This is a genomic window from Nocardia sp. NPDC055321 (assembly GCF_053645575.1).
Genome location: NZ_JBSHMS010000044.1, coordinates 1 through 25,865, shown reverse-complemented (window position 1 = coordinate 25,865; position 25,865 = coordinate 1). Strand labels below are relative to the sequence as shown.

Annotated in this window: 1 protein-coding gene; it reads left to right on the top strand. The window is 72.6% G+C overall.

Annotated features, from left to right (window positions below):
- Positions 1 to 5 precede the first annotated feature (5 nt).
- The gene (locus ACWIGI_RS39045) at positions 6 to 25,826 is read left to right on the top strand and encodes a non-ribosomal peptide synthase/polyketide synthase (RefSeq protein WP_454208680.1); all 25,821 of its coding nucleotides are present in this window, start codon (positions 6 to 8) and stop codon (positions 25,824 to 25,826) included.
- Positions 25,827 to 25,865: the final 39 nt, after the last annotated feature.

The following is a 25,865-nucleotide window of genomic DNA, read 5'->3' as shown; positions in this document are numbered from 1 at the left end:
GCGGGATGCGCGACCATCGATCACCCCTGCAAGCCCTCGAGGGCCACGCATCGACCTACCCGCTCACCGCGGCGCAGCGTGCGATTCGGTTACTGCAGCAGCTGGCCGGCGAGACACCGGTTTCGAACGCGCTGTACCTCGAACTCGACGGTGACCTGGACACGGCGCTGCTGATCGCGTCGTTCGGGCGGTCCCTGGACGAGTTCGAGGTCAGCCGCGTACGCGTCATCGAGGTGGACGGCGTGCCGTGCCAGGTGGTGGACGACACCGCCAACGGCGCGGTTCTGCGGCTGGACTTCACCTCGGCGGCCGATCCCGTTGCGGCCGCCCAGGATTGGATGAACGCGGACTTCCGCGCGCCCATCGACCTGCCGCACGGCCCGGTGGTGCGCGGGGCGGTGCTGCGCGTCGGTGAACACCGCTGGTACTGGTACCTGCGCGCCCACCACATCGTCATGGACGGCGTCGCCGCGCTGAACATCCTCACCCGCAGCGCCCAGCTCTACACCACCGCGCCGGCGGGCGACGAGCCCGCCCGCCCGGCGATCCGGTCACTGGCCGAGATCGTCGCCGCGGACGAGCAGTACCGGTCCTCGCAGCGCTTCGACGACGATCGGCTGTTCTGGTCGAAGTACGTGGCGGACCTGCCCGAACCGGTCACCCTGACCGATCGGGTCGCGCTCGCCGAAGCGCATCCCCTCACCGTCAGCGCCGTACTGTCCGACAGCACCGACACCGCGCTGCGCACCGCCGTCGCGGACCGCTCGACCGGACCCGCGGTCTTCCTGCTCGCCGCCTTCGGGGTGTACCTGGCGCGTATGACGGGCACCGACGACGTGGTGCTGAGCCTGCCGGTGTCCGCGCGCGTCACCGCCGCGATGAGCCGCTCGGGCGGTATGACCGCCAACATCGTCCCGTTCCGCATCCGGCTCACCCCGGACCTGTCGGTGGGCGAACTGCTCGACCGGACCCAGGCCACCCTGATGGAAGTCCTGCGCGGGCAGCGATACCGGCACGAGGACATGCTCGCGGACTCGGGATCGGTTGCCGCGCGCCATCTTCCACAGGCCGCGGGACCCATGGTCGACCTGATGATCCTGGACACCAGGATCACGCTCGCCGACATCGTCGGCCGGTTGCGCGTTCTCACACCGGGCTTGGTGCCCGACCTGTCGGTGAACGTCTACCCCGCGGTCGGCGGGGAGAGCACCCGCGTCGACTTCTTCGCCAATCCCAGCGCGTACACCCCCGAGCAGCTCGCGGCCCATCACGAGCGGTTCACGCACTTCTTCGACAGCTTCCTGAACTGCGTCCGCGCCGACCCCGGCACCCGGGTGCGCTCGGTGGAACTGCTCGAACCCGAGGAGCGCCGCGCGCTGCGCGCCGCGGGCACCGGGGAGGCCGGTCCGGAGCGAATCACGTTGCCCGAGCTGCTGTCCCGGACCGCCACGACCCACGCCGACCGGATCGCGGTCCGCGACGGCGGACACACCTGGACCTACGGCGAACTCGACGAGTGGTCGAACCGGTGCGCCCGGGCCCTGATCGAGTGCGGCGCCGGTCCGGAAACCACGGTGGCCGTGGCGATCCCCCGCTCGGCCGCCTGGGTGCGCGCGGTGTGGGCGGTCGCCAAGACGGGCGCGGCGTTCGTGAGCGTGGACCCCGCCCAGCCCGCGGAGCGGAATCGGTTCGTGATCGACGATTGCGGGGCCGGCATCGTGCTGTTCGACGGCATGGTCGCCGCCGCCCCGGACGGGCACGGGGTGCGCGCGCTCGACCTCGACGACCTCCCCGGCGACCACCACCGGGACGCCGTCACCGACACGGATCGGGCCGGTGTCGTCCGGCTCGACTCCACCGCGTACCTGGTGTACACCTCCGGCTCGACGGGCACCCCGAAGGGGGTCGCGGTCACCCACGCCGGCCTGTCGGGAGTCTCGGACACCCTGGCCCGGCACTACGGGGTCGACGCCGATGCCCGGATGCTGGCCGTCGCGGCCCGCACCTTCGACGCGGCGGTCTTCGAACTGCTGGCGGCCGTGTCGGCGGGCGCGGCCCTGATCGTCGCTCCCACCGGCGTTTTCGCCGGTCCGCCCCTGACCGAGCTGATGCATGCCCACGGTGTGACGCATGCGTGTTTGACTCCGGCGGTCGCCGCCACCCTCGACGCGCCGCGCCTGGACGAGCTGCGCGTGCTCATGGTCGCGGGCGAGGCGTGCCCGCCCGCGCTGGTGCGGCAGTGGTCCGGCACCGACACCGCCGGTGTCCGCGAGCTGTACAACCTGTACGGGCCCAGCGAGGCGACGATCTGGGTCACCGGCGCCGCGCTGCGCCCGGACGACGCCGTCGCACTGGGCGCCCCGATTCCCGGTGTGCGGCTCACGGTCCTGGACGCGTGGCTGCGGCCCGTACCCGCGGGCGTGGCGGGCGAACTGTATGTCTCCGGGCCCGGGGTGGCGCGCGGCTACCCCGGCCGGCCCGCGCTGACGGCCACCGCGTTCGTGGCCGATCCCGACGGTCCCCCCGGCGCGCGGATGTACCGCACCGGGGACATCGTGCGCTGGGAATCGCGCGCGGACGGCACCCCGACGCTGATCTTCATCGGCCGCACCGACTCCCAGATCAAGATCCGCGGCCAGCGCCTCGAACTCGGTGAGATCGAAGCGGCGCTGAACGCTCTCGACGAGATCCGCCAGGCCGTCGTCGGCACCGCCGGCGCGGACGCGGGCATCTGGATCGCGGCCCACATCACCGCGACACCCGGCCACACCGTCGACACCGCCGCCGTCCGGCAGGCTTTGGCGCGGCGGCTGCCCTCGTACATGGTTCCCGAGACCATCACCGTCCTCGACGAGATGCCGATGACCCCGACCGGCAAGGTGGACCGCCGCGCCCTGCCCGCGCCGCTGCGCCCGGTCGCCGCCTACCGCGCGGCGGCCTCGCCCTTCGAGGAGATCATCGCCGCCGCGTTCGCCGAGGCCCTCGGGGTGGACCGCGTCGGCGCCGACGACGACTTCTTCGCCCTCGGCGGACATTCGATCTCCGCGACCCGGGTCGCGGGACGCCTGGCCGAGGTGACCGGGCGCACGGTCGGCGTCCGGGACATCTTCGACGCCCCCACCGTCGCCGGGGTGGCCCGGGTCCTGGCCGCCCGCGAGATCGGCCGGAACCGCCGGCGCCCGGCGCTGGTCGCCGGACCGCGACCCACGCGAATCCCGTTGTCGTTCGCGCAACTTCGCATGTGGTTCGGTAACCGCTTCGAGCCCAAAGCGCCGACCTACAACATTCCGCTGGTCTTCCGGATGGCCGGGGCGCTGAACACCGAGACCTTGCGCGCGGCGCTGGACGCGGTGATCGCGCGGCACGAGGCGCTGCGGACCCGGTACCCCGAAGCGGACGGGGTGCCCTACCAGGAGGTGGTCTCCGGCACGAACGCCGCGGTGATCGTGGACGTGGCCGATGTCGACCCCGCGGGGCTCGACGAGGCGGTGGCCCAGCGGGTCCGGCGTGGCTTCGACCTGCGGACCGAACTGCCCGTACGCGCCACGATCCTGCGCTGCGGGCGACTCGATCACGTCCTGGTGCTGGTGGTGCATCACATCGCCGCGGACGGGTTGTCGATGGCCCCGCTGCTGCGCGACCTGTCCACCGCGTACGCGGCGCGGTCCGCGGGCCGGGATCCGGGCTGGAGCCCGCTGCCGGTGCAGTACCCGGACTACGCGCTCTGGCAGCGCGACCTGCTGGGCACCGAGTCCGACGCCGACAGCGCCCTGGTGGCGCAATGCCGGTACTGGGAAACCGAATTGGCCGACGCGCCGCAGCCGATCGCGCTGCCCGCCGACCGCCCGCGCCCGCCGGTGCTGAGCAATCGGGGCGACGTCGTGGAGTTCACCGTCGACGCGCCGCTGCGCGAGGCGCTGTACCGGCTCGCCCGCGAACACCGGGTCAGCGCGTCCATGGTGCTGCAGGCCGCGCTGGTGGTGCTGCTGTCGCGGCTGGGCGCCGGGCCCGACGTGTCGATCGGCGGACCGGTGGCCGGGCGCACCGACGATGCCCTGCGGGACGTGGTCGGCTTCTTCGTCAACACGTGGGTCCTGCGCGTGGATCTGTCCGGCGAGCCGCGTTTCGATCAGGTACTCGACCAGGTGCGCGGTAAGGCGCTGAGCGCGTACGAGAATCAGGACGCCCCCTTCGAGCGCCTGGTGGAACGCCTCAACCCGATCCGATCCACCGCGCACGCCCCGCTGTTCCAGGTCTCGCTGGAACTGCAGAGCGGCGGCCTGCCCGCGCTCGAATTGCCCGATCTGGTGGCGGAATTCGTGCCGGTGTCCACCGCGAGCGCCAAACACGACCTGCACCTGGATCTGATCGAGACCCTCGGCACCGCGGAGTCGCCCGCGACGCTGGCCGGTCGCATCGAATACGCCACCGACCTGTTCGACCGTGACACGGTGGCCGGCATCGCCGACCGATTCCTGCGGGTGCTCGGGGCCGTGAGCGCCGAACCGGCCGTGCGGATCACCGATATCGGCCTGCTGGGCGACGCCGAACGCGAACGGCTGCTGCTGGAGTGGAACGCGCACGCGCCACACGAGGGACCGCAGCTCACGATCGCCGAGGTGTTCGGTGACCGGGTGGCCGCTCGCCCGGACGCCATCGCGCTGCGCGACGGCGACCGGGAACTGACCTACGCCGAACTCGCCGGGCACGCCGAGGCGCTGGCCCGCGCGCTGTGCGAGCGGGGCGTGGGCCGGGACGCGGTGGTCGCGGTCGCACTGCCGCGCTCGGCCGAGCTCGTGACCGCCCTGCTGGCTGTCGTGCTCGCCGGCGGCGCGTACCTGCCGATCGACCCCGAATACCCGAGCAGCCGTATCGAATTCATTCTCGACGACGCCGATCCGTCGCTCGTGCTCACCACGGCGCAGACCGCCGCGGGGCTGCCGATGGACGGACGGGCCGTGCTGTGCCTGGACACGGCGGATCTCGGCGACACCGCCCCCGGCACCGCACTCCCCGCGCCCGCCCCCGCCGACGCGGCGTACGTCATCTACACCTCGGGCTCGACCGGACGCCCGAAAGGCGTTGTGGTGGAACACCGCGGCGTGGTCAACATGGCCGCTCACGGCTGGCCGGGCGGACCGGGCGAGCGCGGTCTGCTGCACTCCTCGATGGCCTTCGACGCCTCCGCGTACGAGCTCTGGCCCGCCCTGCTGGCGGGTTCGACCCTCGCCGTCGCGCCGCCCGGGCGCGCCGATCTCGCGGAACTGGGCCGGACCGTGGCCCGGCACGGGGTGACGGCGCTGTACGTCACGACCCCGCTGTTCGAGGTGGTGGCCAGCGCCGGTCCGGAACTGGCGCTGGACTCGGTGCGGCGGGTGGTCACCGCCGGTGACGCGCTGCGGCCCGCGGCGGTCACCCGCTTCCGGGACCGGTGGCCGGGTATCGCCGTGATCAACGCCTACGGTCCCACCGAGAACACGGTGTGCGTGACCGCCTACGAGATCCCCGGCGCACCGCGCGCGCTGCAGCACGGCAGCGTGCCGATCGGCGCCGCCATCGGCAATATGCGTGTGTACGTACTGGATTCGCGGTTGCGCCCGGTACCCGCGGGCGTCGCGGGCGAGTTGTACGTGGCCGGTGTCCAGCTGGCGCGCGGCTACCGGAACCGGCCGGGCCTGACCGCGGAACGGTTCCCGGCCTGCCCGTTCGGCGCCGGCGAGCGCATGTACCGCACGGGTGACGTGGTGCGCTGGACCCGCACCGGGATACTGGAATTCGTCACGCGCGCCGACGAACAGGTCAAGGTGCGCGGCTACCGGATCGAACCGGGCGAGGTCGAAACCGTGCTCGCCGCGCACCCGCTGGTCGCGCAGGCGGTGGTCATCGCCCGCGAACTCGGTTCCGCGAGTTCGGATTCGGGTATCGCGACCGACAAGCGGCTGGTCGGATACCTCGTGCTCGATACCAACGGATCCGAACCGGACGACGCCGCGCACGCCGCCGGGATCCGGCGCTTCGCCGCGGAGCGGCTGCCCGAGTACATGGTGCCCTCCGCCCTGGTCGTGCTCCCCGCGCTGCCGCTGACCCCCAACGGCAAGGTGGACCGGCGCGCGCTGCCCGCGCCCAGCGCCGCGGTCACCGAATCCCGCGCGGACCTCACCCCGGCCGAGACGACCGTGGTCACCGTCTTCGCCGAGGTGCTCGGCCTGGACCGGGTCGGGGTCGACGACGACTTCTTCGCCCTCGGCGGGCACTCGCTCTCGGCGATGCGGGTGGCGTCCCGGCTGACCGCGGTGCTGGGCGTCGAGGTGGGCGTGCGCGAGGTCTTCGAGGCGCCCACGTCCGCGCGACTCGCGCAGGCGCTCACCGACCGCACGGCCACCGCGCAGCCGGCCCGGCCGGGCCTGACGGTCCGCGAGCGGCCCGAGCGCACGCCGCTGTCGTTCGCCCAGTCCCGGCTGTGGTTCATCAACCGATTCGAGCCGGACTCACCGGCCTACAACATTCCGATGGTGCTGCGCCTGCGCGGTCCGCTGGATCAGGACGCGCTGGCCGCCGCGCTGACCGACGTGGTCGCCCGGCACGAGAGCCTGCGCACGGTGTTCCCGCACGAGGACGGGGTGCCGTACCAGCGAATCCTGCCGGTCGAGGAGGCCGTGCCCGCGATCGAGACCGCCGCGGTCGATCCCGGCGACCGCGAGCGGACCATTCTTGACCTCGTGCGCCGGGGCTTCGACGTCTCGACGGCGACGCCGCTGCGAGTGACCCTGCTGCGCAACGGCGCCGACGATCACACCCTGGTCCTGGTGCTGCACCATATCGCCGCGGACGGCTGGTCGATCGCGCCGTTCGTGCGCGATCTCACCGCCGCCTACACCGCGCGCCGCCAGGATCGGGAGCCGGACTGGACGCCACTGCCGGTGCAGTACGCGGACTTCGCGCTGTGGCAGCGCGACACCCTGGGCCTGGAATCGGATCCGGACAGCGTGCTGGCGACCCAATTCCGCTACTGGGAAACCGAATTGGCCGACGCGCCGCAGCCGATCACGCTGCCGGTGGACCGCCCCCGGCCCGCGGTGGCCAGCAATCGCGGCGACGTCATCGAGTTCGGCTTCGAGCCGGAGCTGTGCGAGCGGCTCTACGCCCTGGCACACGAGCGCCAGGTGACGGTGTCGATGCTGCTGCAGTCGACGCTCGCGGTGCTGCTGTCCCAGCTCGGCGCCGGCGACGACATCAGCATCGGCGGCCCGGTCGCGGGCCGGACCCAGGAGGCCACCCACGATCTGATCGGCTTCTTCGTCAACACCTGGGTGCTGCGCGTCGACCTGTCCGGCGACCCGCGTTTCGAGCAGGTGCTCGATCAGGTCCGGCGAAAAGCCCTGACCGCCTACGAGAATCAGGACGCGCCGTTCGAGCGCCTGGTCGAGCTGCTGCAGCCGACCCGATCGCCGGCCTACCACTCGCTGTTCCAGGTCTCGTTCGCGCTGCAGAACAACTTGCTGCCGGATCTGCGCCTGCCGGATCTGGCCGCCGAGATCGTCCCGGCGCTCACCGGCACCGCGAAATTCGATCTGCACGTCGACGTGGTCGAGCGCGCGGATCCCGCCGACGGCGCGGCCGCGCCGATGCTGTCGGGCCGGATCGAATACGCCACCGACCTGTTCGATCTCGCCACCGTGACCGATCTCGCCGATCGGTTCGTGCGCCTGCTCGCGGCCGTCACCGCGGACCCCGGCCTGTCCCTGTCCCGGATGGATCTGCTCGCGCCCGAGGAGAGCGACCGGCTGCTGCGGACCTGGAACGACACGGCCGCGGCGGTGCCGCGGGCACCGTCGGCGGCCCACCTGTTCGCCGAACGGGTGGCACAGGCGCCGGACACGATCGCCGTCGCGGACGCGGACGGCGAACTCACCTATCGCGACCTGGGCGCCCGCGTGGACGCGCTCGCGCGGGTGCTCACCGCGCGCGGAGTCGGGCGGGGTGCGGTGGTGGCGGTCGCGCTGCCGCGCTCGGCCGATCTGGTGACCACGGTGCTGGCGGTGGTGCGGGCCGGGGCCGCATACCTGCCGATCGACACCGAATACCCCGGCAGCCGTATCGAATTCATCCTGAACGACGCGCAGCCCGCGCTCGTGGTGACCACCTCGGCCACCACGGGCGGTCTGCCCCTGGGCGACCGGGTTCCGCTGTGCCTGGACACCGTCGAGCTCGACACCGGCACACCAGGCGTCCCGCTGCCCGCGCTGTCCCCATCCGACGCCGCGTACGTCATCTACACCTCCGGCTCGACCGGACGCCCCAAAGGCGTTGTGGTCGACCACCGCGGCGTGCTCAACATGGCGGTGCACGGCTGGCCGGGCGGACCCGGCGAGCGGGTCATGCTGCACTCCTCGATGGCGTTCGACGCCTCCGCGTACGAACTGTGGCCCGCGCTGCTCGCGGGATCGACGCTCGTGGTCGCTCCCCCCGGCCGGCTCGATCTCACCGTGCTGCTGGGCGCCGTGGCCCGCCATCGCGTCACCACGCTCTTCATGGCGACCGCGCTGTTCGAGTTGTTCGCCACGGCCGAGCCCGAACTCGACGCCGCGTCGGTGCGCCAGGTGGTCACCGGCGGCGACGCGCTGAGCGCGGCCGCGGTGAGCCGCTTCCGGGATCGATGGCCGGGCGTCGACATCGCCAACGCCTACGGCCCGACCGAGAACACGGTCTGCGTGTCGACCCACCGCATCCTCGCCGCCGACCCGTGGGCCGAGGACGCGCGGGTGCCGATCGGCGCACCCGTGCCGAACGTGCGCGCGTACATCCTGGACGCGCGGCTGCGTCCGGTGCCGACGGGCGTGGCCGGCGAACTGTATGTCACCGGAGCCCAATTGGCGCGCGGCTACGCGGGCCGGCTCGGGCTCACCGCACAGCGGTTCGTGGCGTGCCCGTTCGGGGACGCCGAGCGCATGTACCGCACCGGGGACGTGGTGCGGTGGACCCGCGACGGGGTCCTGGAGTTCGCGGGCCGCGCCGACGATCAGGTCAAGGTGCGTGGGTACCGCATCGAACCCGGCGAGGTCGAAGCGGCGCTGGTCGCGCATCCGGCGGTGTCGCGCGCGGTGGTGGTGGCGCGCGCGCTCGCCTCCGGTGACGAGAACGCCGTGCTCGACAAGCAATTGGTCGCCTACATCGTGCGCGACCACGACACGACCGTCGGCGACGACGATGACCGCGCGGCCGATCTGGTCGATCATTGGCGCCAGGTCTACGACAACCTGTACGCGGGTAAGGAGAGCTACCTCGGCAACGGCCGCGAGTTCGCCGAGCCGCTGGCCCTGGACGCCGATTTCGGCGGCTGGAACAGCAGCTACACCGGCGAGCCCATTCCGGTCCCGCAGATGCGGGAATGGCGGGACGCGGTCGTGGACCGGGTGCTCGCGCTGCGGCCCGAACACGTGCTCGAGATCGGCGTCGGATCGGGCCTGCTCATGTCGCGCCTGGCCGAGCACAGCGCCGAGTACTGGTGCACCGACTTCTCGGCCGCGACCATCGCCAATCTCCGCTCGCGCCTGGGCGAGTCGGGCGTGGACTGGGCCGAGCGGGTGTCGCTGCGCGTGCAGGCCGCCGATGACGTCTCGGATCTGCCGCCCGGCCGATTCGACGTGGTGGTCATCAACTCGGTGGCGCAGTACTTCCCGAACGCCGCCTACCTGGTCGACGTGATCGGCAAGGTCATGGCCCTGCTGGCGCCCGGGGGCGCGCTGTTCCTCGGTGACATTCGAAACCTGTCGCTGCTGCGGGAATTCGCCACCGGCACCCAACTGGCCGGGGGCGGCGACGGCGACACCGTGGCCGCCGTGCGCGAGCGGGCCCGGCGCGCACTGCTGGCCGAGCAGGAACTGCTCCTGGCCCCGGAGTTCTTCCTCGCGGTGCGGGAACAGATCTCCGACATCGCTGCCGTCGACATCGAACTCAAGTACGCGCCGGTCGACAACGAGCTCACGCGCTACCGGTACGACATCGTGCTGCGCAAGGCCCCCGCGAACGTGCGATCGCTCGCCGACCTGCCCCGGCGCGACTGGAGCGAGTTCGGCGACCTGGCCGCGCTGCGCGCGCATCTGCTCGCCGAGCGGCCCGAGGGCCTTCGCGTCACCGGAATCCCCCAGGCCGGAACGATGCTCGACGTCACGATGTCCCGGGCCGTCGACGGCGCGGACGAGGCTACCCCGGTGTCCGAGCTGGACGGCTCGCATCCGGCGGCCGCGCTGCCACACGAGATTCGCGCGCTCGGTGCGGAATCGGGCTGCCTCGTCGCGGTCACCTGGTCGCCGACGCCCGGTCTGATGGACGCGGTCCTGACGCGCGACACCGGCGCGGACATCGTGTTCGACGATCTCTATCTCGGCACCGGACCGCTGGCGGCGCCGAGTGCGTACGCGAACGATCCCGGCATCGGCGATCTCGTCGCCGAGGTGCGCGAGTTCGCCGCACATCGACTGCCGGAGTTCATGATTCCCACCGCCATCGTCGTCCTCGACGAACTGCCGCTGCTGCCCAGCGGCAAGGTGGACCGGCGCGCCCTGCCCGAGCCGCAACTGCTCGCCGCGGCCTACCGCGCGCCCGCCGGCCCGCTGGAAGAGGTGGTGGCCTCGGTGTTCGCCGAGATCCTCGGCGTCGCCCGGGTCGGGGCCGACGACGACTTCTTCGCCCTCGGCGGGCACTCGCTGTCCGCGACCCGGGTGGCGTCACGGGTCGCCACGGCCATCGGTGTCACGATCGAGGTGCGCGACGTCTTCGACGGCCCCACCCCCGCCCGGCTGGCCGCGATCCTGGCGGAGCGCTCGGCCGAACAGCCCGGCGTGGAATTGACCGCCCGCGCGCGGCCGGATCGAATTCCGCTGTCCCTCGCGCAGTCCCGGATGTGGTTCATCAACCGGTTCGAACCCGAATCCGCCGCCTACAACATCGCCATGGTGCTGCGGCTGCGCGGGCACCTGGACGTGGCGGCGATGTCCGCCGCCATCGGCGACCTGGCCGGTCGGCACGAGAGTCTGCGCACGATATTCCCCGACGACCACGGGATCGCCTGCCAGCGGGTGCTGCCCGACGGCGAGGTCCCGGGCGTCGCCGTCGAGATCGTCGATCCCGCCGACGTCACCGGCCGGGTCACCGACATCGTGCGGCAGGGCTTCGACGTGGCCGCGCGGCCACCGTGGCGAATGCTTCTGCTGCGCACCGCATCCGATGATCACCTGCTGGTCGCGGTGCTGCACCACATCGTCGCGGACGGCTGGTCCATCGCGCCGCTGGTGCGCGATCTGTCGCAGGCGTACACCGCCCGGCACGCCGGCGGCGCGCCGGAGTGGGCGCCACTGCCGGTGCAGTACGCCGACTACACGCTGTGGCAGCGCGAGGTGCTCGGCACCGAATCCGATCCCGAGAGCGCGGCCGCACGCCAACTCTCCTACTGGACAACGCATCTGGACGGGCTGCCCGAACGCCTGGAATTGCCCGCCGACCACCCGCGCCCCGTCGTGGCCTCCCAGCGCGGCGGCACGTACACCCTCGTCCTGGACGCCGCGACGGTGGCCGGGCTCGGCGCGGTGGCGCGCGCGCACCGGGTGACCACCTTCATGGTCGTGCACGCGGCCCTGGCCGTGGTCCTCTCGCGCCTGTCGGGCAGCTCCGACATCGCGGTGGGCACGCCGATCGCCGGTCGCGGCGCGGCGGCGCTGGACGGCGTGATCGGCATGTTCGTCAACACGCTCGTACTGCGCACCCGGGTCGAGGGCGCCGGGCCGTTCACCGACCTGCTCGATCGCTGCCGCACAACGGATCTGGCCGCGTTCGCGCACGCCGACATCCCCTTCGAACGCGTCGTCGAGGCCCTGGACCCGCCGCGCAGTCAGGCCCACCATCCGCTGTTCCAGGTGCTGCTCGCCTTCCAGAACCTCGATCTGGATCCCACCCTGGCGCGACTGCCGGGGCTCGAGGTCGAACCCCTGCGCAGCCTCGACATCGGGGTCGAGCGTTTCGATCTCACCATCACCGTGGCCGATCTCAACGGCCCGCACGCAGGCGGCGAGGTGCCCGTCACCATCGGCTACGCCCTCGACCTGTTCGATCAGGCGACCATCGCCGCCTTCGGCGATCGCCTGCTGCACACCCTGCGCGCGGTGGTGGCCGACCCGGGGATCGACCTGCGAGTGCTGGACCTGCACACCGGCGACGAGCGCACCGCGCTGCGGCGGTGGAACGAGGGCGGCGCCGGTCCGGAGCCGCGCACGCTCGACACGATATTCGCCGCTGCCGCACGAGAATTCGGGTCACGGCCCGCGATCGTGGCGGACGGGAGCACCCGGACCTACCTCGAACTCGACGAGTGGTCGAATCGATGCGCGCGGGCACTCAAAGCCCTGGGCGCCGGACCGGAGACCACGGTGGCCATCGCCGTGCCCCGGTCCGCGGACTGGGTGCGGGCGGTCTGGGCGGTGGCCAAGACCGGGGCCGCGTTCGTGTCCCTGGATCCCGCCCAGCCGCACGAGCGCAATCGCGGCATTCTCGCCGACAGCGGACCGGTGATCGTGCTCGTCGCCGGGGCGTCGCCGGACCTGAGCGGGTCCGGGGCGACGGTGATCGACCTGGGCGCCTTCGACCCGTCGGCCTGGGACGCCGCCCCGATCACGGGCACGGACCGGCTCGGCCCGATACGCCCCGGCAACACCGCGTACGTCGTCTACACCTCGGGATCGACCGGCACGCCCAAGGGCGTGATCCTCACCCACGCCGGGCTCACCGCGATCACCTCGGGGCAGCACCGCGACCTCGACATCGACTCGGACGCACGCGTTCTCGCCGTCGCCGCCCGCACGTTCGACGCGGCGATCTTCGAACTGCTGCTCGCCGTGCACGCCGGCGCGACGCTGGTCGTGGCGCCGGCCGATGTCGTCGCCGGGCCGCCGTTGAGCGAACTCATCCGCGCCGAGCGGGTGACGCACGCCTGTATGACCCCGGCCGTGGCCGCCACGCTCGACGCGGACGAGCTCGACAGTCTGCGGATGCTCGTGGTCGCCGGCGAGGCGTGCCCGCCCGAACTGGTACGGCAGTGGTCCCGCGGCGACGCCGCGGGCGACCGCACGATGCACAACCTGTACGGGCCCAGCGAGGTCACGATCTGGGTGACCGGCACGGAAACCGTTCCGGACGTACCGATCTCGGTCGGAACGCCGATCCCCGGCATCCGCTCGGCGGTGCTGGACCCCTGGCTCAACGAGGTGCCGCCGGGTGTAATCGGCGAGCTGTACGTGTCCGGCCCGGGCGTGGCCCGCGGCTACCTGAACCGGCCCGGGACGACCGCGGCGGCCTTCGTGGCCGATCCGGCCGGGCCCGCCGGATCGCGCATGTACCGCACCGGCGATCTGGTGCGCTGGCAGCCCACGGGAGACCGGGACGGCGTCCTGGTCGTGGTCGGCCGCGCCGACACCCAGATCAAGATTCGCGGCCAGCGCCTCGAACTCGGCGAAATCGGCGCCGTGCTCACCGAACTCGACGAGGTGCTGCGCGCGGTCGTCACCCAGGTCACCCAGGGCGACACCGTGCGACTGGCCGCGTATCTCACCCCCGCCCCCGGGCACGAGGCCGACCCGGAGGCCATCCGGCAGGCCGCGGCCCTGCGACTGCCCTCGTACATGGTTCCCGACACCGTCACCGTCCTGGACGAATTCCCGCTGACCGCAACCGGAAAGGTCGACCTGCGGGCACTTCCGGAACCGGTGTGGACGACGACGGTGTACCGCGCGCCGGCCACCCCCGCCGAGGAACAGGTGGCCGCGGCCTTCGCCCAGGTCCTGGGTCTGGACCGGGTGGGCGCCGACGACGACTTCTTCGCGCTCGGCGGTGACAGCATCGTCTCCATCCAGCTGGTCGCCCGCGCGAAGGATCGCGGTGTGGTGTTCACCCCCCGCCAGGTGTTCGAGGCACGCACCGTGGCCGCGCTGGCGCGGGTCGCCGAATCGGTCGAGCCCGCACCGGTTCTCGACGAACTGCCCGGCGGCGGCGTCGGCGAGATGCCGCTGACGCCGATCGTCCGGTGGATGGCCGACCAGGGCGGGTACGACCGGTTGAACCAGACCCTGGTGCTGACCGCCCCGGCCGAGCTCGATCGAGACGCGCTGACCGCGATCCTGCGGGCGGTCGTCGACCGGCACGACATGCTGCGGGCCCGCCTGTGGCACGACGGGAACGACTGGCGGCTCGAGGCCCGGGCCGCCACCGCGGTCGACGCCGGCGCGCTGGTGCGCCCGATCGCGCTGGACCCCGATATCGCCGCGCCCGAACGGAATCGGCTCGTCGCGGCCGAGGTCGACGCCGCACTGGACCGGCTCGATCCCGCCACCGGCGTTGTCCTGCAGGTGCTCTGGTTCCACCCGGCCGGCACCGAACACGGCGGCCAACTGATCCTCGTCGCGCACCACCTGGTGGTGGACGGCGTGTCGTGGCGGATCCTGCTGCCCGATCTGGCGACGGCCTGGCAGCGGCACGCCTCCGGCCGCGACACGACCCTGCCCTCGGTCGGCACGTCCATGCGGCGCTGGGCCCACGGTCTGGCCGAGGAGGCGCTGTCGCCGCGGCGGGTCGCGGAACTGCCGCTGTGGCAGGGCATCACCGACGGCCCGGACCCGGCGTTCGGCTCGCGCGTGATGGATCCGGCCCGCGACGTCGCGAACACGATTCGCGTACGGCGGGTGCGGGTCTCGCCGGAGACCACCGAGGCCCTGCTGACCCGGGTGCCCGCGGCCTTCCACGGCGAGGTGCAGGACGCGCTGGTCGCCGCGCTCGCCGTGGCGGTCCAGCGGTGGCGGGCCGCGCGCGGGGTGCACGAGTCCTCGACCCTGCTCCGGCTCGAGGGACACGGCCGCGAGGAACAGGCCCTGCCCGGGGCCGACCTCACCGCGACGGCGGGCTGGTTCACCACCATGTACCCGGTTCGAATCCCCCTGGCGGGCATCGACATCGCGGACGCCTACGCCGGCGGACCGGCGATCGAGGCGGTGGTCAAGAACGCCAAGGAGCACCTGCGCTCGATTCCGGACCACGGCATCGGCTACGGGCTGCTGCGCCATCTGAACCCCGAGACCGCGCCCTCGCTGCCCACCGCGCCGCCCGCGCAGATCGCCTTCAACTACCTCGGCCAGCTGTCCGCGCGCGGATCCGCTTCCGGTGCAACCGATTTCGCCGTCACCGACGAACTCGGCGCGCCGATCGCCGATCGGGATCTGCACGTGCTGGCCACGGCCACGGTCGACGTCACCGCGGCCGTCACCGACGGCCGCCTCTCGGCCACCTTCGGCTACCTCGGCGAGCTGCTCGACGAGGCCGAGGTCGACGATCTGGCCCGGCTGTGGGTGCAGGCGCTGGACGCGGTCGTCGCGCGATTGCGGCAGCCGGACGCCGGCGGCCACACCCCCAGCGACTTCCCGCTCGTGCGCGCGACGCAGGACGACATCACGACCTGGGAGGCGCGCTACTCGGCGCTGGCCGAGGTCTGGCCGCTCTCCCCCCTGCAGTCCGGGCTGCTGTTCCACGCCCGCCTGGCCGCGGCGACGGTCGACGTGTACGCGGTGCAGCTCGCGATCGTCCTGTCCGGGCGGGTGGACGCCGACCGCCTGCGCCGCGCGGGCGGTGCGCTGCTCGAGCGCTACCCGAACCTGCGGGTGGCGTTCACCGCCACCGCCGCGGGCGAGGGCGTGCAGATCGTGGCCGACGAGGTGCGGCTGCCGTGGCGCGAGATCGACCTGCGCGCCGAATCCGCTTCCGCGCTCGCGGAGGTGATGGAGCGGGACCGGAACGAGCCCTTCGACACCGAGGTCGCGCCGCTGATGCGGTTCACCCTGGTCCGAGAGGCCGACGACCGGTACACGCTGCTGCTGTCGTACCACCACGTGCTCTTCGACGGCTGGTCCATGCCCACGCTGCTGCGCGACCTGCTCGCGGAGTACGCGACGCCGGGCAGCGCGGCCGAGTCGGCGGACATCTACCGGTCCTACCTGGACTGGCTGGACCGCCAGGATCTCGCCCACTCGGTCGGGGTCTGGCGGGACGCGCTCACCGGCGCCGAATCGACCCTGCTGGCGCCGCACATCGAGCCCGGCGGACCGGCCGAGCGCATGGGTTCGGCCGCGGTGGATCTCGACCGCGAACTGTCGGACCGGATCATCGCCGCGGCGGTGGCGGCCGGGGTCACGGTGAACACCGTGTTCCAGGTGGCCTGGGCCCTGGTCGTCGGGTATCTGACCGGACGCGAGGACGTCGTGTTCGGTGCGACGGTGTCGGGGCGCCCGGCCGAGCTGCCCGGCATCGAAGCCGCGGTCGGCCTGTTCATCAACACCATTCCGGTGCGGGTCCGGCCGCGGCCGGGCGAGCCCGTGGCCGAGCTGCTGGGCCGGATCCAGGCCGAACAGTCGGCCCTGCTGGGGCACCACCACATCGGGCTCTCCGATATCCAGGCCGCACTGAACGTTTCGGCCCTGTTCGACACGGTGCTGGTGTTCGAGTCCTACCCGGTGGACGAGGCCGCGCTCACGGCCCAGGCCGCCGCGATCGACGACATGCGCGTCGAGGAGTTGCGGTCGAACGACGCCGCGCACTATCCGCTGGCGCTGATCGTGGTCAAGGGACAGCCGTTCCGGGCACAAGTGCAGTACCGGCCCGGGGTTTTCGACGGCGAATGGGTTCACGCCGCCGCCGACCGGCTGGTGCTGGCGCTGCGCGCGCTGACCGCCGATGCCCCGGCCACGGCCGAGTCCATCGACCTGCTGTCCCCCGCCGAACGCGACCGGCTCGCACCGGTGCGCGGTCTCCCCGAACAGCCCCCGCTGCCGCTGGCGGACCTGCTCGCGGCCGGCGCGCGCCTCGACCCGGCCGCGCCCGCGGTCATCGCCGGCACGCTGACCGTGAGCTTCGGGGAGCTGGACGAGCACTCGAACCGCCTGGCGCGCTTGCTGATCGAGCGCGGCGTCGGACCGGGTGACGCGGTCGCGCTGGCGCTGCCGCGCAGCGCGGAGTTCATCGCCGCGCTCTGGGCGGTGACCAAGACCGGTGCGGCGTTCGTGCCGATCGATCCGCGCCATCCCCTCGAGCGCGTGACCGGCATGATGGCCGATTCCGGTGTGCGCCTGGCACTGTCGGTGGCCGAGACGGTGGCGACGGTGCCCGGCGACGTCGAGCGGCTGATGCTCGACGATCCGGAACTGCCGGACCGCCTGGCCGCGTACGCCGCCGATCCGGTGGACGACGGCGTGCGAACCCGCCCGCTGCGGACCACGAACGCCGCCTACGTCGTCTACACCTCCGGCTCCACCGGCACCCCGAAGGGTGTGGTGGTCGACCACGGCGGGCTGGCGAACTTCACCGCCGAACAGCGCGAGCGCTACGCGGTCGACGCGCGGGCCCGGGTACTGGCCGTCTCGGCCACCGGGTTCGACGCGGTCATGATGGAACTGCTCATGGCGCACCCGAACGGGGCCGCGCTGGTGGTGTCCCCGCAGGACGTGTTCGGCGGGCCGCCGCTCACCGACATCATTCGGAACCAGGGTGTCACGCACGCCTTCGTCACCACCAGCGTGCTGGCGACCATGTCGCCGGCGGGGCTGGACACGCTGCGGGTGCTGGTCACCGGCGGCGAGCGGGTGCCCGCGGAACTGGTGACGGCCTGGGCGCCGGACCGGAATCTGTACATGGCCTACGGCCCTACCGAGACGGTCATCGTGACCCTGCTCAGCGAACCGATGGCGCCGGACGCACCGGTGACCCTCGGCGGGCCGATCCGCGGCATCGAGGCGGTGGTCCTGGACGCGCTGCTGCGCCCGGTCCCGGTCGGGGTCAGGGGCGAGCTGTACCTGGGCGGCATCCAGCAGGCGCGCGGATACTCGAACCGGCCGGGGCAGACCGCGGCGGCGTTCGTTGCGAATCCGTTCGGCCGCACCGGTTCCCGCCTGTATCGCACCGGCGACCTGGCCTACTGGAACACGAGCGGAACCCTGGAGTTCGCGGGCCGCAACGACTTCCAGGTCAAGGTCCGCGGTCAGCGCGTGGAGCTCGGCGAGATCGAGGCGGTGCTGGGCGAGCAGGAGGGCGTGCACCGCGCGATCGTGGTGCAGCACGCCCGGTCCGGTCGGCTCATCGGCTATCTCGTGGGCGACGATCTCGACCCGGAACGGGTCCTGGCCGCGGCCCGGCATCGCCTGCCCGCGCACATGGTTCCCGATCTGTGCTCGGTCCTGAGCGAGCTGCCGCTCACGGTGAGCGGCAAGGTCGACCGCGCCGCCCTGCCCGAACCGGACGAGAGCGGACGCGCCTACCGCGAACCCTCGACCCCGGCCGAGGTCACGGTGGCCCGGGCCTTCGCCGAGGTGCTCGGCGTCGACCGGGTCGGCGCGGACGACGACTTCTTCACCCTCGGCGGGCATTCGCTCTCGGCGATGCGGGTGACCGCGCGCCTGGCCGCGATCACCGACGCCCGGATCGGCGTGCGCGATGTGTTCGAGTCGCCCACCCCCGCGCGGCTGGCACGCGTGCTGGACGCGACATCGGGAACCGTGACCGGACCCGCGCTCGTCGCCGGGGAACGGCCCGAGCGGGTGCCGCTGTCCTTCGCCCAGCTGCGCATGTGGTTCATCAACCGATTCCACGGCGCCGCGGCGTCGTACACGATTCCGCTCGTGCTGCGGTTGACCGGCGAGCTGGACACCGGGGCGCTGTTCGCGGCGCTCGGCGACGTGCTGGCCAGGCACGAGAGTCTGCGCACGCTGTTCCCGGACGCGGACGGCACGCCGTACCAGCGGGTGCTGCCCGCCGAGCAGGCCGTCCCGGACATCACGGAAGTGACCGTGGCACCGGACGGTGTCGCGGCCGCCGTCGCCGCGGCGATCCGGCCCGGCTTCGAGCTGCCCGCCGAGCTGCCGGTGCGGATCACACTGCTGGACAACGGTTCCGGCGAACACACGCTGGTGCTGGTCATCCACCACATCGCCGCCGACGGCTGGTCGATCGCGCCGCTGGCCCGGGACCTGTCGGTCGCCTACACCGCGCGGCGGGCGGGCGAACCCCCGCGCTGGACACCGCTGCCGGTCCAGTACGCCGACTACACGCTGTGGCAGCGGGCGACCCTCGGCGATCCCGAGGATCCGAGCTCGCGCGCGGCGGACCAACTCGCCTACTGGACAACGCGGTTGGCGGGATTGCCCGAACGCCTCGAGCTCCCCGCCGATCGGCCGCGGCCCATGGTCGCCTCGCACGCCGGCGCCGCGCACGCGTTCACGCTGGACGGCGCGCTGTTCACGCGGCTGGGCATCGTGGCCGACGCGCACGGGTCGACGGTGTTCATGGTCGTGCACGCGGCGGTGGCGCTGCTGCTGTCGCGACTGTCGGGCAGCACCGACATCGCGATCGGCACACCGATCGCGGGCCGGGGCGCGGCCGCACTGGACGATCTGATCGGCATGTTCGTCAATACGCTGGTGCTGCGCACACACGTCGACGAGGCCGGGTCGTTCGGCGATCTGCTGGACCGGGTGCGCGAGGTCGATCTCGAGGCCTTCGCGCACGCCGACATTCCGTTCGAACGGGTCGTGGACTCCATCGACCTGCCCCGAACCCAGGCGCACCATCCGCTGTTCCAGGTGATGCTCGCCTTCCAGAACCTGGATCTGGATCCGGGTTCGGCACAGTTGCCCGGGCTGACGGTGACGCCGGTGAGCCCCGGGGTGACCGTCGAACGATTCGATCTGTCCATCACCGTCGCCGACATCCCGGACGCGCGGGGCGATATCCCGGTCACCATCGGCTACGCCACCGACCTGTTCGATGCGCCGACGGTGGCGGCGATGGCGCACGCGCTGCAAAGCATCCTTCTCGCGGTGGCCGCGGCGCCCGCGACCGCCCTGCGCGAACTCGCGACCCTCGATGCGAACGAGCGGAACACGGTGCGGCAGTGGGGCGATGGCGGCCCCGCGCCGGACCCGATCCCCCTCGGCGAGCTGCTGTCCGGGGTCGCCGCCCGATTCTCCGACCGGCTCGCGATCACCGACGCCGGGCAGCGCACGACCTACGGGGAACTCGATTCAGGCTCGAACCGGTGCGCCCGCCTGCTCCTCGAGCGGGGCGCGGGACCCGGTCGGGTCGTGGCGATCGCGCTGCCGCGCTCGGCGGCCTGGGTGCGGGCGGTCTGGGCGGTGGCCAAGACCGGGGCCGCGTTCGTCTCGGTCGATCCGGCGCAGCCGCGGGAACGAAACCGGTTCGTGCTCACCGACGTCGGCGCGACGGTCGTGCTCGCCGATGCCGGAAACCGCACCGGCGCGGGCGAATCCGCGACGGACGAGTGGACCGAGGACGGCATCTCGTTCCTCGATCCCGAGCGAGCCGATCTCCTCGGGTACGACGACGCACCGCTGACCGATACCGATCGGCGCGGCGCCGTCCGGCCGGAGGACACCGCGTACCTGGTGTACACCTCGGGCACGACCGGAACGCCCAAGGGCGTCGCGGTCACCCACGCCGGGCTGACCGCCGTGACCACCGAGCAGTGCCGCCGCTTCGAGCTGGACGCGGACTCCCGGATGCTGGCCGTCGCGGCGCGCACGTTCGACGCGGCGGTGTTCGAGGTGCTCGCCGCGGTCTCGGCGGGCGCGGCGCTGATCGTCTCTCCCGCAGACGTTTTCGCCGGTGCGGAGCTGACGCGGCTGATCGACGCCGAAGGGGTCACCCACGCCTGCCTGACACCCGCGGTGGCGGCCACTCTCGACGCCGCGCGGGCGGACCGGCTGCGCGTGCTGATGGTGGCCGGTGAAGCGTGCCCGCGGACACTGGTGCGCCAGTGGTCCGGTACCGACGCCGCCGGTGTCCGCAGGCTGTTCAACCTGTACGGGCCGAGCGAGACCACGATCTGGGCGACCGTCGCGGAACTGCGTGCGGGCGAAGCGGTCTCGCTCGGCGGTCCGATTGCGGGCATCCGGCTCACGGTGCTGGACGCGTGGCTGCGCCCGGTGCCCGCGGGCGTGATCGGTGAGCTGTACCTGGCCGGGCCCGGGCTGGCGCGCGGGTACCTCGGCCGGGCAGCGCTCACGGCCGGCGCCTTCGTGGCCGATCCCGAAGGGGCGCCCGGATCGCGGATGTACCGCACGGGCGATCTCGTGCGGTGGGCGTCCACGGGCGCGGACCACACGCTGGTGTTCGCCGGTCGCGCCGACCGGCAGATCAAGATCCGGGCCCAGCGCCTCGAACTCGGCGAGATCGAGACCGCGCTCGCGCAGCTGCCCGAGGTGGGGCTCGCGGTGGTCGTACCGCACACCACGGGCGACGAGTCCGGCGCGACAGTGCGATTGGCCGCCTACGTCACCGCCGCCCCCGGGCGCCGGCCCGACCCGGAGGCCGTCCGGCACGGCGTCGCCCTGCGCCTGCCCTCGTTCATGGTGCCGGGCGTGGTCGTCGTGCTCGACGCACTGCCGCTCACCTCGAGCGGCAAACTCGATCGCCGCGCCCTGCCCGACCCCGAATGGGTGACGGTCGCCTACCGGGCGCCCGCGACACCGTTCGAGGACCTGGTGGTCGCGGCGTTCGCCGAGGTGCTCGGCACCGACCGGGTCGGGGCGGACGACGACTTCTTCGCCCTGGGCGGGAATTCGCTGTCCGCCACCCGGGTCGCGGCCCGGGTGACCGCGGCGGCGGGCGCGGAGGTGAGCGTGCGCGATGTGTTCGAGGCGCCGACCGCCGGCCAGCTGGGCCGGCTGCTCGCCGGGCGCTCGACCGGGACCGGCGCGCGACGCTCGGCGCCGGAGGCGCGTGAACGGCCCGCGTTCCCGCCGCTGTCGTTCGCGCAGTGGCGAATGTGGTTCATCAACCGGCTCGAACCGGAGTCGGCGGCGTACAACATCCCGCTCGTGCTGCGCCTGACCGGCGAGCTGGACATCGCGGCGCTGACCGCCGCGATCGGGGATGTGGTGGCGCGCCACGAATCGCTGCGCACGGTGTTCCCGGACCGGGACGGCACCCCGTACCAGCGGATCCTGCCGATCGCCGAGGCGGCGCCCGCCGTCGAGCTGCGCCGGGTGCGGGCGAACGAGCTCGAGCACGAGCTGCTGCCGCTGGTGCGGCGCGGCTTCGATCTCACCACCGCGCCGCCGCTGCGAGTCACGCTGCTGGACAGCGGTTCCGGCGAACACGTGCTGGTGCTGGTCATGCATCACATCACCGCGGACGGCTGGTCCCTGGCGCCGCTGGCCCAGGACCTGGCGCTGGGGTACACCGCGCGCCGGGCCGGGCGGGAACCGGAATGGATCACCCCGCTGCCGGTGCAGTACGCGGATTACACACTGTGGCAACGCGATGTGCTCGGGGACGAATCCGATCCCGAGAGCGTGGCCGCGGATCAGGTCGCGTACTGGACCGAACAGCTGGCGGGTGTGCCCGACCGGATCGAGCTGCCCGCCGATCGCCCGCGGCCCGCGGTGGCCTCCCTGCGCGGGGACACAGAATCGTTCGCGCTCGACGCCGGCACCGCGGCCGGACTGCACCGGGTCGCGCGCGCACATCACGCGACGGTGTTCATGGTGATGCACGCGGCGCTGGCGGTCGTGCTGGCCCGCGTCTCGGGAGGCAGCGATATCGCGGTGGGCACGCCCATCGCGGGCCGGGGCGCCGCGGCGCTGGACGGGCTCGTCGGCATGTTCGTCAACACGCTGGTCCTGCGCACCCGGATCGACGAATCCGGCTCGTTCGGCGATCTGCTCGACGAATGCCGCCGGGTGGATCTGGCGGCGTACGCCCACGCCGACATCCCGTTCGAGCGGGTGGTGGAGGCCGTCGATCCCACGCGCAGCCGGGCGCATCACCCGCTGTTCCAGGTGATGCTGGCGTTCCAGAACCTCGAGTTCGATCCGGCGGACGATCTGCTGCCCGGAATCTCCTGCACCCCCGTCGATCTCGGGAGCGGGGTCGAGCGCTTCGACCTCACCGTCACGGTGTCCGACGCGCCCGACGGCGACGGCGGGCTGCTGGTCGGGGTGAGCTACGCGCTGGATCTGTTCGACCGGTCGACGATCGGCGCCCTGACCCGGCGCCTGCGCGAGGTGATCGACGCGGTGGTCGCCGATTCCTCGATCTCCCTGCGCGCGCTCGAGGTGCTCGACGCACCCGAGCGGGAACTGTTGTCGCGGTGGGGAGATGGCGGCCCGGGTCCCGAACGGACCACACTGGCCGCGACCATGGATCGCGCGGTCGCCGAGTATCCGGACCGGCTCGCCCTGGCCGATCGCGGCGACGAGTGGACCTACCGGGAACTCGACAGCTGGTCGAATCGGTGCGCGCGCCTGCTGATCGAGGCGGGTGTGGGCCCCGAGTCCGTTGTCGCGGTGGCCATTCCGCGATCGGCGGCGTGGGTGCGGGCGGTCTGGGCCGTGGCCAGGACCGGTGCGGCGTTCGTCTCGATGGACCCCGCGCATCCGGCCGAGCGCAATCGGTTCATACTCGCCGACTGCACGGCGACCACGGTGCTCACCAGTACCGCCGAGCGGGCGCGGGCCCGCGGGGTCGCCGGGGCGGACCCGGCGGACTGGGCGGGTGACGACGTCCGCGTGATCGATCTGGATCCGCTCGAGCTGTCCGGGTACAGCGACGCCACCGTCGGCGACGACGACCGGGGCGGGCCGATCCGGGAGGACAACACCGGCTACGTCATCTACACCTCCGGGTCGACCGGAAAACCCAAGGGCGTCGCCGTCACCCACACGGGCATGGCGGCCGTCACCGCCATCCAGCGATCGCGCTGCCTGCCGGACCCGGACTCGCGCGTCCTGGCCGGCACCGCACGCACCTTCGACGCCGCGATCATCGAACTGCTGCTGGCGATTCCGGCGGGCGCGGCCCTGGTCCCCGCACCGGACGACGTGTTCGCCGGGGAACCGCTGGCGGAACTGCTGCGGGCCGAGCGGATCACGCACGCCTTCCTGTCCCCGGCCGTGGCCATGTCGGTCGACCCCGCCGGGCTCGACGACCTGCGGCACATCATCGTCGGCGGCGAGGCGTGCCCGCCGGAGCTGGTGCGGCGCTGGGTGGGGACCGACGCGGCCGGTGTGCGCACGGTGCTCAACGTGTTCGGCCCGAGCGAGTGCTCGATGTGGGTCGCGGGCACGCTGCTCGAGCCCGGGGTGCCCGTGTCACTGGGCGGCCCGATTCCCGATGTTCGCCTGGCGGTGCTGGATTCGTCGCTGCGGCCGGTGCCGCCGGGTGCGATCGGCGAACTCTATGTGGCCGGCCCGAGTCTGGGGCGGGGCTACATCGGCCGGGCGGGCCGGACCGCGACGTCGTTCGTGGCCGCGCCGTTCGGGGCCCCGGGTGAGCGCATGTACCGCACCGGGGATCTGGTGCGGTGGGCGGTCGCCGAGGGCGGTGAACCGGTGCTGATGTTCGTGGGGCGCGCGGACTTCCAGGTCAAGATTCGCGGGCAGCGACTCGAGCTCGGGGAGATCGAAACGGCGCTGGCGGACGCGGACGGCGTGCACCAGTCGGTGGTCACCGTGCACACGCCCGGCGACGGGGAGAACGGCGGCGTGCGCCTGGCCGCCTACGTCACCGCCGTGCCGGGGTGCGCCCTCGACCCGGCGGAGCTGCGCCGGGAGGTGGCGCGCCGACTGCCGTCGTTCATGGTGCCCGACACGGTCACCGTGCTCGACGCGCTGCCGCTGACGGTCAACGGCAAGGTCGATCGGCGGGCGCTGCCCGCGCCGGAATGGGTTGTCACGCCGTATCGTGCGCCGTCGACACCGCTCGAGGAGATCGTGGTCGCGGTGTTCGCCGACGTGCTCGGGGTCGAGCGGGTCGGGGTCGACGACGACTTCTTCACCCTGGGCGGGACCTCGGTGGTCGCCATGCGACTGACGTCGCAGCTGCGGGCGCGCACCGGCACCGCCGTGCCCTATCGACTGCTGTTCGCCGACTCGACTCCGGCGTCGCTCGCGCGGTATCTCGCCGCACCGCAGTCCGAGATGGGCGTTTCGCTCGGCGTGCTGACCCCACTGCGGTCCGGCGGGGACAAGACCCCGCTGTTCTGCGTGCATCCCGGCGGCGGGCTGGCGTGGGTGTACGGCGCGCTCGCGAGCCATCTGGACCCCGATCGGCCGATCTACGGATTGCAGGATCCGTACATCGTCGAGAACGAGCCCAGGCTCGAATCGGTGGAGGCGTACGCCGAGCGCTACGTCGCGGAGATCCTGCGGGAGTTCCCCGGCCTCACCACCGTGCACCTGCTCGGCTGGTCGCTGGGCGGGAAGATCGCGCACGCCATGGCGACCCGGCTGCGGGACGCGGGGCACACGGTCGGGCTGCTCGCCCTCGTCGACGCGGGTGTGGCGGAGAATCTGCCGGAGCCGCCGGTGCCCGACAGCGAGCGGGATCAGCGGGAATTGACCGAATTCCTGCGCGGGTGGCGCGATTTCCTCGCGCTGCCGGACGACAAGCAGATCGACGATCCGCACGAGGTGCTGCCGCTCATCGCCGAGCGGCTCAGCGGCGAGGGCATCCTGACGCCGGAGCAGGTGCAGCGCGTGACCGAATGCTTCACCACCCCGGTCGCGCACACGCCGCCGCGCTACGACGGTGACGCCGTGCTGTTCGTGGCCACCCGCGAGTCCTACCGCGATCAGATCGCCGGCACCTGGGACGGGCTCATCACCGGTGACCTGCGCCAGGTACCGATCGACGAGTGGCACACCGGGATGATGAATCCGCGGGGCGCCGGTGCGATCGGCGCGGTGCTGAACACGCTGCTGCGCGAGAGTGATTCGCGGATGTGAGCGGAACGGGCGGGGGGGGACCCGGGGGGTGGGCCCCCC

What these genes read in the sequence shown, in the direction of transcription:
- ACWIGI_RS39045 (WP_454208680.1), top strand. Translation starts at nt 6, where the DNA reads ATGCGCGACCATCGATCACCCCTGCAAGCCCTCGAGGGCCACGCATCG.